General features: G+C 58.1%; 14 protein-coding genes. 6 read left to right on the top strand and 8 right to left on the bottom strand.

What is annotated here, in order from left to right:
- Positions 1 to 9 precede the first annotated feature (9 nt).
- The 3 genes from HMPREF2978_RS05620 to HMPREF2978_RS05610 are packed head-to-tail and all read right to left on the bottom strand — an operon-like array spanning position 10 to position 4,524.
- Positions 10 to 1,323, bottom strand: coding sequence for a type I restriction endonuclease (locus HMPREF2978_RS05620; protein ID WP_246818733.1), 1,314 nt, complete (start codon positions 1,321 to 1,323; stop codon positions 10 to 12).
- 2 nt (positions 1,324 to 1,325) lie between these two features.
- Positions 1,326 to 2,531 carry a restriction endonuclease subunit S gene (locus HMPREF2978_RS05615; RefSeq protein WP_070527632.1) on the bottom strand — a complete coding sequence of 402 codons (1,206 nt, stop codon included), beginning with the start codon at positions 2,529 to 2,531 and terminating at the stop codon, positions 1,326 to 1,328.
- Positions 2,524 to 4,524: a type I restriction-modification system subunit M gene (locus HMPREF2978_RS05610; protein ID WP_070744531.1), complete on the bottom strand. Its 2,001-nt coding sequence runs from the start codon at positions 4,522 to 4,524 to the stop codon at positions 2,524 to 2,526. Before HMPREF2978_RS05610 ends, HMPREF2978_RS05615 begins: the two co-directional genes overlap by 8 nt.
- Before the next feature lie 224 nt (positions 4,525 to 4,748).
- Between HMPREF2978_RS05610 and HMPREF2978_RS05605 the strand changes: the two genes are divergently transcribed.
- From HMPREF2978_RS05605 to HMPREF2978_RS05590, 4 genes are read left to right on the top strand one after another with little or no spacing between them, the layout of a single operon-like run.
- The gene (locus HMPREF2978_RS05605; RefSeq protein ID WP_070526159.1) at positions 4,749 to 6,083 is read left to right on the top strand and encodes a DUF445 domain-containing protein; all 1,335 of its coding nucleotides are present in this window, start codon (positions 4,749 to 4,751) and stop codon (positions 6,081 to 6,083) included.
- Between the two features lie 15 nt (positions 6,084 to 6,098).
- On the top strand, positions 6,099 to 6,551 hold the full coding sequence (locus tag HMPREF2978_RS05600; protein WP_070526157.1) for a CGLAU_01105 family protein: 453 nt from the start codon (positions 6,099 to 6,101) through the stop codon (positions 6,549 to 6,551).
- A 13-nt stretch (positions 6,552 to 6,564) separates the two neighbouring features.
- Positions 6,565 to 6,855, top strand: a complete 291-nt coding sequence (locus HMPREF2978_RS05595) for a DUF2516 family protein (protein ID WP_070744529.1) — start codon at positions 6,565 to 6,567, stop codon at positions 6,853 to 6,855.
- Entirely contained in the window at positions 6,855 to 7,310 is a 456-nt protein-coding gene (locus HMPREF2978_RS05590; protein WP_070744527.1) for a deoxyribose-phosphate aldolase, read from the top strand. Before HMPREF2978_RS05595 ends, HMPREF2978_RS05590 begins: the two co-directional genes overlap by 1 nt.
- On the opposite strand, the gene HMPREF2978_RS05585 is transcribed toward HMPREF2978_RS05590, so the two are convergent.
- The 3 genes from HMPREF2978_RS05585 to HMPREF2978_RS05575 are packed head-to-tail and all read right to left on the bottom strand — an operon-like array spanning position 7,307 to position 9,456.
- On the bottom strand, positions 7,307 to 8,104 hold the full coding sequence (locus HMPREF2978_RS05585) for an LmeA family phospholipid-binding protein (protein WP_070744525.1): 798 nt from the start codon (positions 8,102 to 8,104) through the stop codon (positions 7,307 to 7,309). The genes HMPREF2978_RS05590 and HMPREF2978_RS05585 overlap by 4 nt on opposite strands.
- A 23-nt stretch (positions 8,105 to 8,127) precedes the next feature.
- The gene (locus tag HMPREF2978_RS05580; RefSeq protein ID WP_070744524.1) at positions 8,128 to 8,937 is read right to left on the bottom strand and encodes a class I SAM-dependent methyltransferase; all 810 of its coding nucleotides are present in this window, start codon (positions 8,935 to 8,937) and stop codon (positions 8,128 to 8,130) included.
- 27 nt (positions 8,938 to 8,964) lie between these two features.
- On the bottom strand, positions 8,965 to 9,456 hold the full coding sequence (locus HMPREF2978_RS05575; RefSeq protein WP_070744522.1) for a DUF2505 domain-containing protein: 492 nt from the start codon (positions 9,454 to 9,456) through the stop codon (positions 8,965 to 8,967).
- Positions 9,457 to 9,480: 24 nt separating this feature from the next.
- On the opposite strand from HMPREF2978_RS05575, the gene HMPREF2978_RS05570 reads away from it, so the two are divergent.
- Positions 9,481 to 10,596 carry a UDP-N-acetylmuramate dehydrogenase gene (locus tag HMPREF2978_RS05570; protein ID WP_070744520.1) on the top strand — a complete coding sequence of 372 codons (1,116 nt, stop codon included), beginning with the start codon at positions 9,481 to 9,483 and terminating at the stop codon, positions 10,594 to 10,596.
- Positions 10,597 to 10,619: 23 nt separating this feature from the next.
- Here the strand turns inward: HMPREF2978_RS05570 and HMPREF2978_RS05565 are convergent, their stop codons facing one another.
- Complete coding sequence (locus HMPREF2978_RS05565; protein WP_070744518.1) at positions 10,620 to 11,096, bottom strand: S-ribosylhomocysteine lyase; 477 nt, start codon at positions 11,094 to 11,096, stop codon at positions 10,620 to 10,622.
- Between the two features lie 114 nt (positions 11,097 to 11,210).
- On the opposite strand from HMPREF2978_RS05565, the gene HMPREF2978_RS05560 reads away from it, so the two are divergent.
- Positions 11,211 to 12,365 (top strand): YihY/virulence factor BrkB family protein, encoded by a 1,155-nt coding sequence (locus HMPREF2978_RS05560; protein ID WP_070744517.1) that lies wholly within the window; start codon positions 11,211 to 11,213, stop codon positions 12,363 to 12,365.
- Positions 12,366 to 12,440: 75 nt separating this feature from the next.
- On the opposite strand, the gene HMPREF2978_RS05555 is transcribed toward HMPREF2978_RS05560, so the two are convergent.
- The gene (locus HMPREF2978_RS05555; protein WP_070744515.1) at positions 12,441 to 12,644 is read right to left on the bottom strand and encodes a hypothetical protein; all 204 of its coding nucleotides are present in this window, start codon (positions 12,642 to 12,644) and stop codon (positions 12,441 to 12,443) included.
- Positions 12,645 to 12,782 lie beyond the last annotated feature (138 nt).

The raw sequence follows: 12,782 nt of genomic DNA, 5'->3' as shown, positions 1-12,782 counted from the left end.
CCGACGTGTCTACTTTCCGGGGGTCAGGCCCTTCCGCAATTTCGGAGAACGATCAATCGTCTGCGCCAGCGCGGGGAAGGTTTGCAGCGTACAAGATAAAATTCGTTTGCCCTGGGTTAGATAATGATTGAGTTTCTCCGACTTGGACGTGGCATCGTTGGTGATGTTGATGACCATGCCCTCGGAAGCCTGGAGTAGCGAAAGCCCATCAGCGACGTTTTTATCCAGTACAGTGCGGTCAGTCACGACGATGACACAATCAAACAGTTTCGTGCCGTCCGTGTGGATCATCTTGTTCGCGCGGTGCGCCATCCACGCAATTGTTTTTGTCTTTCCAGAACCAGCAGAGTGCTGAATGAGATAGCGCTTGCCTGTTCCGTTTGCGACAACATCGGCGGTGACTCGCTCTACAGAGCGCAACTGGTGGAAACGCGGGAAGATTAAGCGTCCTTCATTTCCTTTCGAGGACGGCTCCCACAGCGCGTAATCCTTTAGGATGCGCAACAGTAGATCCGGCGAGCAGACCCATTCCCAGAGATAGGAAACGTTATAGCCTTTCGGGTTGTCGGGGTTGCCCGCGCGCCCTTCTTCGGTTCCCTGGTTGAACGGGAGGAAAACCGTTTCCGCACCCTTCAACTCGGTGGTCATCAAGACCTCGCGAGAAGACACCGCGAAGTGGACAAGGCAGCGTCCAGGGTTGAGCAGCGGGCGCTTCGCCTTATTCGGTTTACGATCCTGCCTGTACTGACGAACAGCATCATCGATGGTTTGAGTGTTGTCTGTCTTGAGTTCCATCGTGATGACGGGAATTCCATTGACCAACAAAACAAGGTCAATTTCATTACCGTCACCTTTTTCGAAGTGTACTTGTTGGAGCACACGTAGGCGGTTGTCTTTCGCCTTCTCGATAACGTCCGTTTTCGCCGGGTCGTAAGGGAAGAATCCCGCCATGTCCGGGAAATTGACGGTGCCAAGATCCGTCTGGGTGAATGAGAAACCATCTCGCAAAGTGCCGAGAAGTCCACCATTGACTTTTTTACTGATTCCGTCCAACAGCGGAGTGGAATCGAGCTCTTTTTTCAGGCGATTGAGCAGTCGGCGTTCGCGGGACTGACGTTCCGCGTCGTTCGCAGTCGGCGGGATAGCCCGCTCATATTTCTCGGGGTACTGGGCTTTCAGCCAGTGGAGCACGTCTTCAGGAAACAATCCCAGTTCGGGGGAGAAACCCTTGTCGTTGTCTCCCTTATTCCAAATCCAGCCTTGGTTATTGAGGGCTCGACAGATAGTCTCTTCCATTGCTTCTTCGTGGACTGGGTTCACCATGATTAGACCTCTTTTCGCCCGGTAACGACTTCAGTGATCAGAGCTGTCTTACGTGCTTTCAGGTTCTCGATGAGTCGAGTGGATTCCTCGATGAGGGAGTCCATTTTGGAGGTTTCTCGTCGCAATCGATCAGCGATCGACTGCTGCACTTCTAAAGCCAGAACCGGATAAGGAAGAGATTTGATGGAACTCACATTTATCCGCTTCAGAGTGGAACCTACTGTATTCATATCGACTGTTTGCTTAAGTGCATTGGATTGCAGAAAGTAAAACAGTAGACGAGAGTCGTTCTTTTCGTTGTTTTTGAAAATCACCACATCCTGCCCTAACGCAATTGGTGGGTCAGACTCCTTTACAATTGATGATTTTCCAACACTTGCATTTCGACTCATGATCACGTCACCTGGGGAGGGCTTTCGTTCGCCCTCCCGCAAGTTCGAGAAGGTACCGCTATCTGTTCGATTTGCACCATCCAAGATGAGATCCTCGGAACCGAGTTGCTCAATACTCACCAAATAGTTTTTACCACTGTCAATAAAAGGAGCTGTAATGTGAAGGCAATCGACTACCTTCCAGGAAAGTGCTAATGGTGCGACCGGGAAACCCGCAAGGAGGTTGTCGATTAGCATTGGCTTTCTAGCACGGAGATTCCGGACCAGCTCCTTGAACTCTTCGATCATCGCGTCCATCTCGCTGATTTCCTTATCGAGGTAATCCGCGATACGGTGCTGGGTCTCGAGATTGGGAAGTGGAATTGTCAATGACGAAACTACTTGCTGGGGAATCGAGACACGAGTAACTCCGTTTGCTCGCTTTTCCCAGTATTCGCCGGTCTCCCTAGTGAGCATCGAATAGTAGAGAAACTTTGGGAAAGCTTTTTGGGGATGAGCACGAAGAATTGTCAAGTGATAACCACAGACGAGCGAATCATGAGTTGAATCTACGTATGCAGGGATGCCGATATCATCCGCTGTTTCGGAGTCCTTTGTGATAATGACATCACCCTCGGACAACCGGAGCCTCTCAATCTGATCCGGGGAAGCGGTTGCTTTCATGAAAGCTAAATCCGCTGTGATTGTGTCGTTGTAGTAAACGTCCGTGTAATTGCACAGTTCGACAGCGGGTTCATCCGGCTTTGATTTTTTATCGACATTCGATTGCAAGATTGCGGAGATTAACCCCAACTTGCTTGGCTGGAACTCAGTCATCTGAACGTACCTCCCCAAACATTGCGTAAATACGTTCCAGGGAGGCAGCAATATCTGCGTCCAACTCTTCCAAGGAGCGCGACTCTTCCGGTTTGTAGAACAAACGGGTCAGTGGCAGTTCCGTTCCCACCTTCGCTAAGGACTCATCCCACTGCATATCTGGTACGAACGGCAACACTTCACGCTCCATGTGCTCGGATACGTCTTCTAGGTACGGCACGCGCTCAATCACCTTCGAAGATGTATCTACAACCGGATTCCCCTTCTCGTCCAGGGATGCGGGCGCGTTCTCATCTTCCGCAGCCAATGATTTCATGATGTGGCGAAGCAGTGGCGCGCCCATTTTCACCCCGTGCGACTTGGCGGAAGCCTTCAGCGCTTTTGGCAGATCGTTGTAATCGCGTCCCTGCATCTCGCGGATGACGTTTTCGTGTTCTGGAAAAGCGGACTTGTGCTTCATGGCTTCTGAAACGGTCTCGTCAGTCACGTTTACGGCGTAGTGCGCCACCTTAAACATCGGTACGTCCCGGTACGTGAGCTCATCAGCGGTGACGATGAGGGAGTGCTCGGATTCCGCGAAATCCTTGTAAATCTTCGTAATCTCGCGGATATTGTCTTCTGAAAATTCGACCCGCTTTTGTCCCATGTTCTTACGCATCGGAGCACAAATATCGGTCGCGTCGATGAACTGGATCTTGCCACGGCGACGCGGTTCCTTGTTCTGGTCCAAAATCCAGACGTAGGTGGCAATGCCGGTGTTGTAGAACATGTCATTTGGTAGCGCAATAATCGCGTCAAGAACTTCAGTCCCGCCTTGTGCACCGATGAGGTATTTGCGGATGCTGTCCGGGCCGGATTCGGCATCACCCGTAAAAAGTGGGGAGCCGTTTGTAACAACAGCAGCCCGCCCGCCCTTCGTGGCTCCATCAGCCGGCGCAAGTTTGTGCGCGATGTGCATCAAAAACAGCATCTGTCCGTCACTGACAGCGGGTAGACCTTCAGCAAAACGGGGATCGCCCTGGTCTTGCAGTTTCTTAACGTCCTTTTGGAACGCCTTCCAGGATGTGCCGTAGGGAGGGTTCGCCATGATGTAGTCGAACGTGTCACCGGCGTATTGATCGTTAGTCAGTGAGTTACCGAACTTGAGCACCTCTGGGTCTTTAAAACCCTGCATGAGCAGGTCGGACTTGCCCATTGCGAAGGAAGCTTCCTTCAACTCCTGTCCGGCAATAACAACCTCAATGCCTGGGTTGATTGCACGAAGCGCGTCACGAGCAGCGATCAACATGCCGCATGTACCGGCAGTTGGGTCATAGACGGAACGGATAATGCCGTCTTCCTCTAACTCGGTGTCATCTGAGGTAAACAAGATGGAAGTCATCAGACGGATCGCATCGCGTGGGGTGTAGAACTCACCGGCATCTTTCGCTTTGCGGGCGAAGGAGCGGTACATCAGGTTCTCAAAGATGTCACCCATCGTCTGGTCCTGGAGCGCTTCATCAGACATGTCGATGGATGCGAAATGGTTAACCACATTCCACAGTTGATTATTGCGGTCGAGGAAATCGATGAGTTTGTCAAACTCGAACGCATCCCAAACCTCAAGAATGTTCGGGGAGAAGGTGTTGAGATATTGCTTCAATCCTGGCTTGAGAGCGTCATCTGACGTTGCCAAGCGCTCTAGTGACAGTTCAGATGTGTTCCAGAAGCGGAGTTTGAACAGGTTCTCGATCTTGAGGGCGACGATTGCGGGGTCTGTCCCCTTCGCGTTCTCACGGTGAACGAGGTCAAGTACGCCCTGTTTGGTGGATTCCAAGCGTCCTTCGAGTCGGCGGAGCACTGTGAACGGGATGATGTAATCACCGTAATTTTCCGCGGGGACGATAAGGCGTAGGTAGTCATCGGCAGTCTGCCAGATTGCAGCATTAAGGCTGTTGACCTTGGAGTTTTGTTTCGGCGTAATAGAATTGAGAATTTCTGAAGTACTAGACATAAAGCATTACCAATTCGTGTGAATTGTTCTATCTACTAATTCTTTGATTGTTTCACAGTTCGTTGTCCTCAGAACGCCATACCTGGTGTTTCCAGCATGCGGGTTAGGGCTTCAGGGCGAATTCGTTGCGAGTACTGATGCGGCGGCCGAGTGTGTCTCCTATGCGCACTAGTGTTAGAGAACGAAGCTTCACTTCGTCTTTGACACCCCAAGGAGAACCACCCATGACGCACCGCGCAGACGCAGGGCTTGAGCCGGCTCGGGAAACGTCGGCGTCGCAGACGTCGTTTGTGCCGCAGCCAGGAAACCAGGAGGCGCGCCGGGCGGACCTGCGCCGCTGGAAGGCGATTGCGCTGTCCTTCCTGATTGCTGCGGCGGTGATCTTTCTGGGGTGCTCGTGGTGGCAGGCGTCGGCAAGCGGGGCTCCCGTCTGGGTGGGCTACGTGCGCGCGGCAGCGGAGGCAGGAATGGTCGGTGGACTGGCGGACTGGTTCGCAGTGACCGCGCTGTTCCGCCGGCCCATGGGGCTGCCCATCCCGCACACCGCGCTCATCCCCAACAACAAGGACCGCGTGGGTGATGCGCTCAAGGACTTCGTTGAGGAGAACTTCCTCACCGCGGATGCACTCAGCGCCAAGGTGCGGGAGGCAGAGATACCGCTGTGGCTGGCGCGCCAGGGCGTGGAGCCTGGGCGGGCGGAGGAGGTCTCCGCGTGGATTGGTGAGCGCGCAGCCAGCGTGGTCGCAGACCTAGACCCAGCGGAGGCGGAGCAGTTCATCCGCACCCAGGTCATGGACCGTCTGGCAGAGCCGGAGTGGGGTCCGCCGCTGGGCCGTCTGCTGGAGGGCTATATCGCCGAAGGCAAGGCGCGGCCGCTGGAGGATGACCTGATTGACTGGGCACACGGCAAGATCCTCGGAATGGAATCCACCGTGGTCACCGCCATCGATGAGCGCATGCCCGGCTGGGCGCCGCGCTTTGCCCGCGAGATGGTGGGGGAGAAGGTCTACGCCGAGCTCGTGGAATTCGCCGATGAGGTCCGCCGCAACGGCAACCACGAAGCCCGCCTGGCCATTCGCCGCAACCTGTCGAAGCTGGCTTCGGACCTGCAGTGGGATGAGGACATGCGCGGGCGAATCGAGGGAATCAAGCAGGAGATGCTGGCCTCCGATCAGGCGCAGAAGGCCCCGGCGGCAATGTGGGCGACGGTCTCCTCCACGCTCATTGAACAGCTCACCGACCCGGAGTCCTTCTTGCGCCAGAAGATCACCGCCAAGGTGAAGGAATTGGCGCACCGTCTGCTAGAGGATTCGGAGTTCCTGACCCAGGCCAACGAGCTGGTGGATAAGGCCGCGCGCTACGCGGTGGAGAAGTTTGCACCGGAGATCATCGCGATTATTCCAGAGACCATTAAGCGCTGGGATGCCCAGGAGGCTTCCGAGAACATCGAGCTCATGGTGGGCAAGGACCTGCAGTTCATTCGCCTGAACGGCACGGTCGTGGGTGCACTGGCTGGGTTGGTTATCTACACTGTTAATCATCTGCTTTTTGGCGTCTAACAAGGAGTGACGACCATGTCCGTATTTGACTCAATCAAGAATGCCGGTTCCTCTGCTTTTGATGTGGCCAAGGATTTTGGTGGCCGTTTCAAGGAAGAGCGCCAGAACCAGGCCCAGAGTGCGCAGGCGGATCGCATTGCCCGCGCCGCCGATGCGGCGGGCATGGGTGATGGCACCGCGAAGGAAGAGTCCTTCTTCGACCGCGTGACCTCCACGGCGAAGAACCTGGGGGAGTCCGTGTCCTCCGCAGCGCGTGAGACCCGCAACTCGGAGTCTTTTGAGAAGGCCCGTGAGGATTTCAACACCGCCTTCACCGAGACCCGTGAGGGTGTGCAGGGCGCTATCAACAACGCCAAGGAGCAGCGCGCGGAGGGCAAGCATGCCCAGCAGCCGCAGAGCCCACGCAACCCTTATGCCCCGAAGCCGAATGATGATGTCATTGACGGCGAAGTAGTTGACGAGAACTAGTTAGTCTTTCTTGATGCACACTTTTTTAAACATTATTGCGTCGATACCGCAGTACATTTTCATGGCGGTATCCCTCTTTGCCCTCATCGGTGCTGTCCTAGCGGCGATGACGCGGGAGGACGCTTTCCGCGCCGGTGACCGCCAGAACAAGTGGGTATGGGTGGGGCTGCTCTTTGGTTCCGCCCTGGTGATGAACCTGCCGCTGCCCTTTGTCAGCTGGATTGGTGCCATCATCACCGGCGTGTACTGGTTCGACGTGCGCCCGCAGCTCAAGGCCATCATCAACGGCGATTATTCCTACTAATGCTGAATTTGCTTGAGGCCTCCGTGGAGGAGGTGCGAAACCAATCGGCGGGGCAGCAGCGAGTGCTTGTCTCCCCGCATCACGTGCTTGCCGCTGAGGGCGCCGAGCACGTCATTGCCGTTGCCGGTTATCCCACCGGGCGCCACCACTCTTTGGTGAAGGCGGCGGAGGCGCGGCTGACCGTGCAATCAGGCGCCGCAGAGGTGTGGGTCGCGGTGGACGCCGTGCTTGGCGACGCCACCTCGCTCCTCTCCGAGCTCGTCACCCTCCGCGAGGCCTGCCCGCTGCCCGTGCGTTTGGGGCTCATTCTTCCTGAGCATTCGGCTCTGCCGTTGCCGGAGTATGTGCGTGCTGCAGAGCGGGCGGGCTATCAGTGTCTGGTGGATCCGGGGGCCGTCGTTCCAGACGACGAACCCTTGGATACGCAGCTCTCCGTGGAGAGTCTTAATTCTTAATTAGCCGGTGCCTGCTGTGCTGGTGCGGTGGCGGAATCGAGCTCGCTCATTGGAACGTCGTGGCCAATGAGGGTCAAAGTGAGCTCGCCAGCGCCAACGTCCACGGACTCAAAGGTCAGCTGCTGGCCCGCGAGCTGTTCCTCCATGCCTTCGGCCAAGGCATTCGAAATCGCGGAGGTTGCCTGCTCCGGCAGGTCGAAGCCGAAGAGTGATGCCTCCTTCGCATCGATGGCGAGCTTGCCGTCGCGAGCCTCCGGCTTGAGCTTGAGCGTGGCCAGGCCACCGGCGAATTCCACCTCGAGGTCATCCTCGGCATCGTTGGCGGTAATCGCGGTCACCACGAGGTTGCCCACAGAGTCATAGCCGGACTGCTCAGCAATGGCCTTCTGGAAGCTGGCCAGTAGGAATTGATCCGGGACCGTGGTCGAGGCCCGCAGGGTGCCCGCGACCGGCTCCTGGGACAGCGTCATGTCTTCGACGTGGACATCAGCGGCCGGCTGGCCGGTGATGGTGGTGCCCTCAATCTTCAGCGTGGACGGGGTCTTCATATCCATCTGCGGAATCTTGCCGTTGAGCAAACCAAAGACCATGGGGCTGGCACCAAAGCTCACCTCCGGTTCCTCGGAGGTCTCCACGCCTTGTTCCTTGGCCGACTGGGCGAATTCGCTCTTCATCTGTGAGCCCAAGAACCAGCGTATGCCGAGCTCCGCTACCAAGATGATGAGCAGGAGTACCACGAGCACGCCGATGAAGATTTTCCAGGCCGTCGAGGCGGGAGATTTAGAAGAAGCCATGACTACTAGTGTGGCGCACGGGCTTAAAGTTGGCCAACTACGAGGTCCCAATCCACTGTGAGCACGTTATCCCGCAGGCGGCGGTTCACCGGATGGATGGGCACTGATTGCCGGAGTTCTTCGCGCGCCATGCGCCAGCGCACTCGCGGGCCATAAGGAGACCAGCCGGCGGCACGGTCCCAGGCAGCGTCCGCTGCCTGCAAGAGCTCGTGGATCGGCTCGCCCGGCACGTTGCGGTGGATGAGGATTTTGGGCAGGCGCTCCGCGATATCGCTGGGGCGCTCAACGTCGAAGGGATCCCAGGCGAGGGTCAGGGAGCGGGGACCGGCGGCGCTGAGAAGCACCCAGGCCGCCCTTCGCCCCAGCTCGTCGCAGGTTCCCTCCACGAAGAAGCCGCCCGGTGCCAAGCGCGAGGTCACCGTCTCCCAGGCCTTCTCTACCTGGTCCACGTCGTACTGGCGCAGCACGTTGAAGGCCCGCACCAGCTGTGGGCGGTAGCCGGCCAGCTCGAAGCCTCCGAGCTCAAAGGTGACACCATCGCGCGGCGGCAGCACGCGCTCCGGGGAAATCTCAAGGCCCGTTACCCGAGTGTTCGGGTTAACGCTGCGCAGCCAGCCGGCCCACTCCACCGTGGTGGTGTGGGAGGCGCCGTAGCCGACGTCGAGAGCCAGCGGCTCATCCGAGGAACGCAGCAGCGAAGAGATTTCCGGGTGCGCCACCATCCACCGATCGCAGCGGCGCAGGCGGTTGGGATTGGTGGTGCCGCGGGTAATAACGCCAAAAGGCCGACCAGCGCTTTCCTGAGCTTTCAGGTTATGCGCGTGATCGGCCATAGCAACAACTGTGGTGTAGGGAGTTGTTTAGAGGTTGTTGGAGATCCACTCTTCGGTGAGCTTGCCCTCGTTGGTGTAGAGCTCCTGCAGAGCCTCAGCGACCTTCGGCTCGATGGCAGCGCCCATCATCGGGATGTTGACGGAAACCTCGGAGACATAGTCCAGAACGGTGGTCTCATCCTGGGACTTGTAGGTGATGTCACCCTTGAAGTCGACCGGGGTGCCCTTGACGTCAGCGGTGAAGGAGACGGAAATCTGATCGTCGACCAACTCGCCGATGGTCACGGTGCGCTTCTCCTTGAGGTCCTGGGAGACCATGGCGCGGACGGCCTCCGGCAGGAGGGAGGTCGGAAGAATCTCGTAGAGCACAGCGGTGTTGCCGGTGAACTCGTGCACGGTACCCGGTTCCGGGGACAGCTTGGCCACGATGAAGTCCCAGTACTCCCGAGTGGTCAGTGCCTTGTGCACCTTATCGATGGGCTGGTTGATGATAACGGTGTTTTCGCTACGGGTTGACATGAGTTACAGACTACCTTGGTAGACGTGCTAGATAAATTCCTGACCCTCGCTGATATTGACGGAGTCACTCTTGATTCCGAGACCACCTTCGCCGATCTCACGACGTTGCGCATCGGTGGTGCACCGCTGGTGACGGTGCGCTGCGACAGCGCTGAGGCCGCCATTGCTGCGTTGGCCGCGCTTGACGACGTCTCCCAGGACTACCTCGTCGTCGGCGGCGGCTCCAACCTCGTGGTGGCAGAAGGCCAGCTGGATATCGTGGTGGTCATCCTCGACTTCGAGGACATCGACGTCACCGTGGCCAACGGACTCGTGCGCGCTGATGCGGGCGCGGTGTGGGATGACGTGGTGGCCCTGACCGTGGACTGCGGCCTGGGCGGCATCGAGTGCCTTTCCGGGATCCCGGGCAATGCGGGTGCCGTGCCGGTACAGAACGTCGGCGCTTATGGCGCGGAGACCTCCGATGTCCTCACGCAGGTATATCTCTACGAGCGCGCCACCCGGACCGCACAGTGGGTACCGGCGGAAGAATTGGAGCTGGCCTACCGTTATTCCAACCTGAAGTTCACCGGGCGCGGCGTGGTGCTGGCTATTGAGCTCCAGCTGACCACCGACGGCCTGTCCAAGCCCTTGCGCTTTGGCCAGCTCACTCAGAACCCCGGTGAGCGCCGCCCCGTGGCCGACGTCCGCGAGGAAGTACTGAAGCTGCGCCGCGGCAAGGGCATGGTGCTTGACCCAGAAGACCACGACACCTGGTCTGCCGGCTCCTTCTTCACCAACCCCATCGTGGAGCCCGCGCTTGCAGATTCCATCCAGGAAGCAGTCCGCGCCGCCCGCGGCGACGAGGATGCGGACCGCATGCCCCGACATGCGGTGCCATCCACCGCATCTGGAGAAGAAAAGGAAAAGCTCTCCGCCGCGTGGCTCATCGAGCGAGCCGGCTTTGCCAAGGGCTACCCGGGTGAAGAATCGGGTGCGAAGGCAACGCTGTCCACCAAGCACACTCTGGCGCTGACCAACCGCGGTGAGGCCACTGCGGACGATATCGTTGCGCTGGCCCGCGACATCCGCGCCGGGGTTCAGAAGGCCTTCGGCGTGACTCTGGAGCCGGAGCCCATCTGGCTGGGCGTGAGCATTTAAGAAGAAGTGGAGTGGCTGAGCGGCTAGGCCATGACGTTAAGCCACTCATCCTTGGCCGCGAGGAAATCGCGTGCGGCCTCCTGTGCGCCCTCGAGTGAGTGGTGGGCGCCCCAGCCGCACTGCACCTCGTTGGCGGCGGGAACCTCGGTGGCGTTGAGGATGTCATTGAGCGCGCTCTCGACGGCACTGAGCAGCTCGTCCTGCTCCATGCCGTTGGTGATGGCGTAGAAGCCGGTGCGGCAGCCCATCGGGGCAAAACCAATGAGCTTGTCGGTGTAGTTGCGCATGAAGTTGGCCATCATGTGCTCCACCGAGTGGATTGCCTCGGTGCCGAGGTGCGCCTTGTTGGGCTGGCAGAAGCGCAGGTCATACTTGATAATCTCGACCCCGCCGCCCAGATCAGTGCGGTCGGCGACGCGGATATAGGGGGCGTCGACAAGCCGGTGGTCAAGCTCGAAGGACTTTACGTTGATCTTGTTCTCGGAGTTCTTCTCAGTCATGCCTCCCCAGTGTAACCACGGCTTAGCCTGTGGCCTGAGTGTCCTTCCCCTGAATGCGGGCTGTGCCGCATACGCTGGTCAGATATGAGCGAAGAGGAGACCCGAGGCAACGCTATGCCGGCCGAGGAGCCGGAGACCATCGTGCCGTTTAAAGGCCCGACCGTCTTGGAGGTCCAGGGACACGATGATGAGCGCAACCCCCTCGCCAAAGGTAATCGCCTGCGCAAGGAGAGCTGGGGGCTGGTCATCCGCCGCACGTGGAATGACTTCTTCCACGATGCTTTCATGGACCGCGCCGCCGGGATGACCTACTTCACGCTCATGGCTTTTGCGCCCACGGTGCTGGCTGCCTATTCCATCGCCACGCTCATCTTCTCCTCCCGCCAATCGGAAGTGGAGCAGCTGACGTCTGAATTCATTGAGCAATACGTTCCCGGCTCGCTATCAGAACAAGCCCATACGGTAGTTGGCACGATTATTGGATCCAGCGCGCAGGGCACGTTGGCACTGATCATCTCGCTGGCTATTTCGCTGTTTTCAGCGTCGGCATATGTGCGGGCCTTCTCGCGGACAGCCAATACCGTGTACGGCCGGGTGGAGGGCCGTGGCATCATCCGCACGTGGGCGCTGATGTGGGGGCTGACAGCAGTCATTGTGGTCGGCGCGGTGATCGTGCTCTTTGCCAACTTGCTGCGTGATGCAGTTCTTAATGAGGGGCTGATTCCGCTTGCACGCAACGTAGGACTGGAGGATGCCGCCACGTACTTGGTGCGAATCTTCCTCCCGGTGTGGAACTGGCTGCGCTTCCCAGTCACTGTGGTTGTGGTGCTCACGCTCATCGCGGTGCTTTATCACTTCAGCCCCAACGTGCGGCCCGGGCGCTTTAGATGGATTACCTATGGCTCCGTGGTGGCGCTCGTAGGCACGGTCGCGTCGTGGGGCTTGGTAGGCCTCTACCTGAAGTACCTCGCTGCGGCCACTGCCTATGGTGCATTGAGTACCGTCATGGCGGTCTTCGTGGCCACGTGGTTGATGAACACGGTGCTCATCGTCGGCATCAAGATTGATGCCGAGGTGCTGCGCGCTAAGGAGCTGCAGCTGGGATTGCACTCCGAGCGTTTCATCCAAGCTCCGCCGCGTTCCGATAGCTCCTCCCAAGCCCAGGCCCGCGCCCAGGAGAGCTTGGAACAGAGGGCGCGTGAGATTTCAGATAACGCGCGGCAGGCGCAGGATGAGCTTCCAGAGGAAGCAATGGAAGAACGCGCCTAGTTGACAAAACCTTGCCCTCGCGTTGCATGGATCGGCGCTAAGTTTGGCAGATAGGGCAGTTGTGAAGCTGGGCGGTTACTGCGCAGATTCTTCAGCTACCCGGCGGTGGCTAGAAGCTTTGTCTTGCCTGCTTTTATTGAGGAATGCTGAGACTAGGAACCCAAACCCCATCACCGTTGTGGCCCTGGTTGACCACTCGTAATCAGCGAAGAGCCAACCGGCAAGGGAAATCACGCTGAGCACGCCGACCGCTGTCATGAGGAATTTTTCAATATCCATGCTTCGTCCTCTGGTTCGTGGAAGTCTCGCAATTAAGTAAACGGTGCCTTATGGGAAAACTATCACGAGGCGAGGGGCGCAGGCAGAAAACAAGCCGAGGAGGCCCGCTTTTTAGCGGGCGTCCTCGGCTTGTTCTTA

This window comes from Corynebacterium sp. HMSC074C01 (genome assembly GCF_001814605.1).
Lineage (GTDB): Bacteria > Actinomycetota > Actinomycetes > Mycobacteriales > Mycobacteriaceae > Corynebacterium.
The sequence above is the reverse complement of the archived record's forward strand: the minus strand, read 5'-3'. Positions and strand labels throughout refer to the sequence as shown.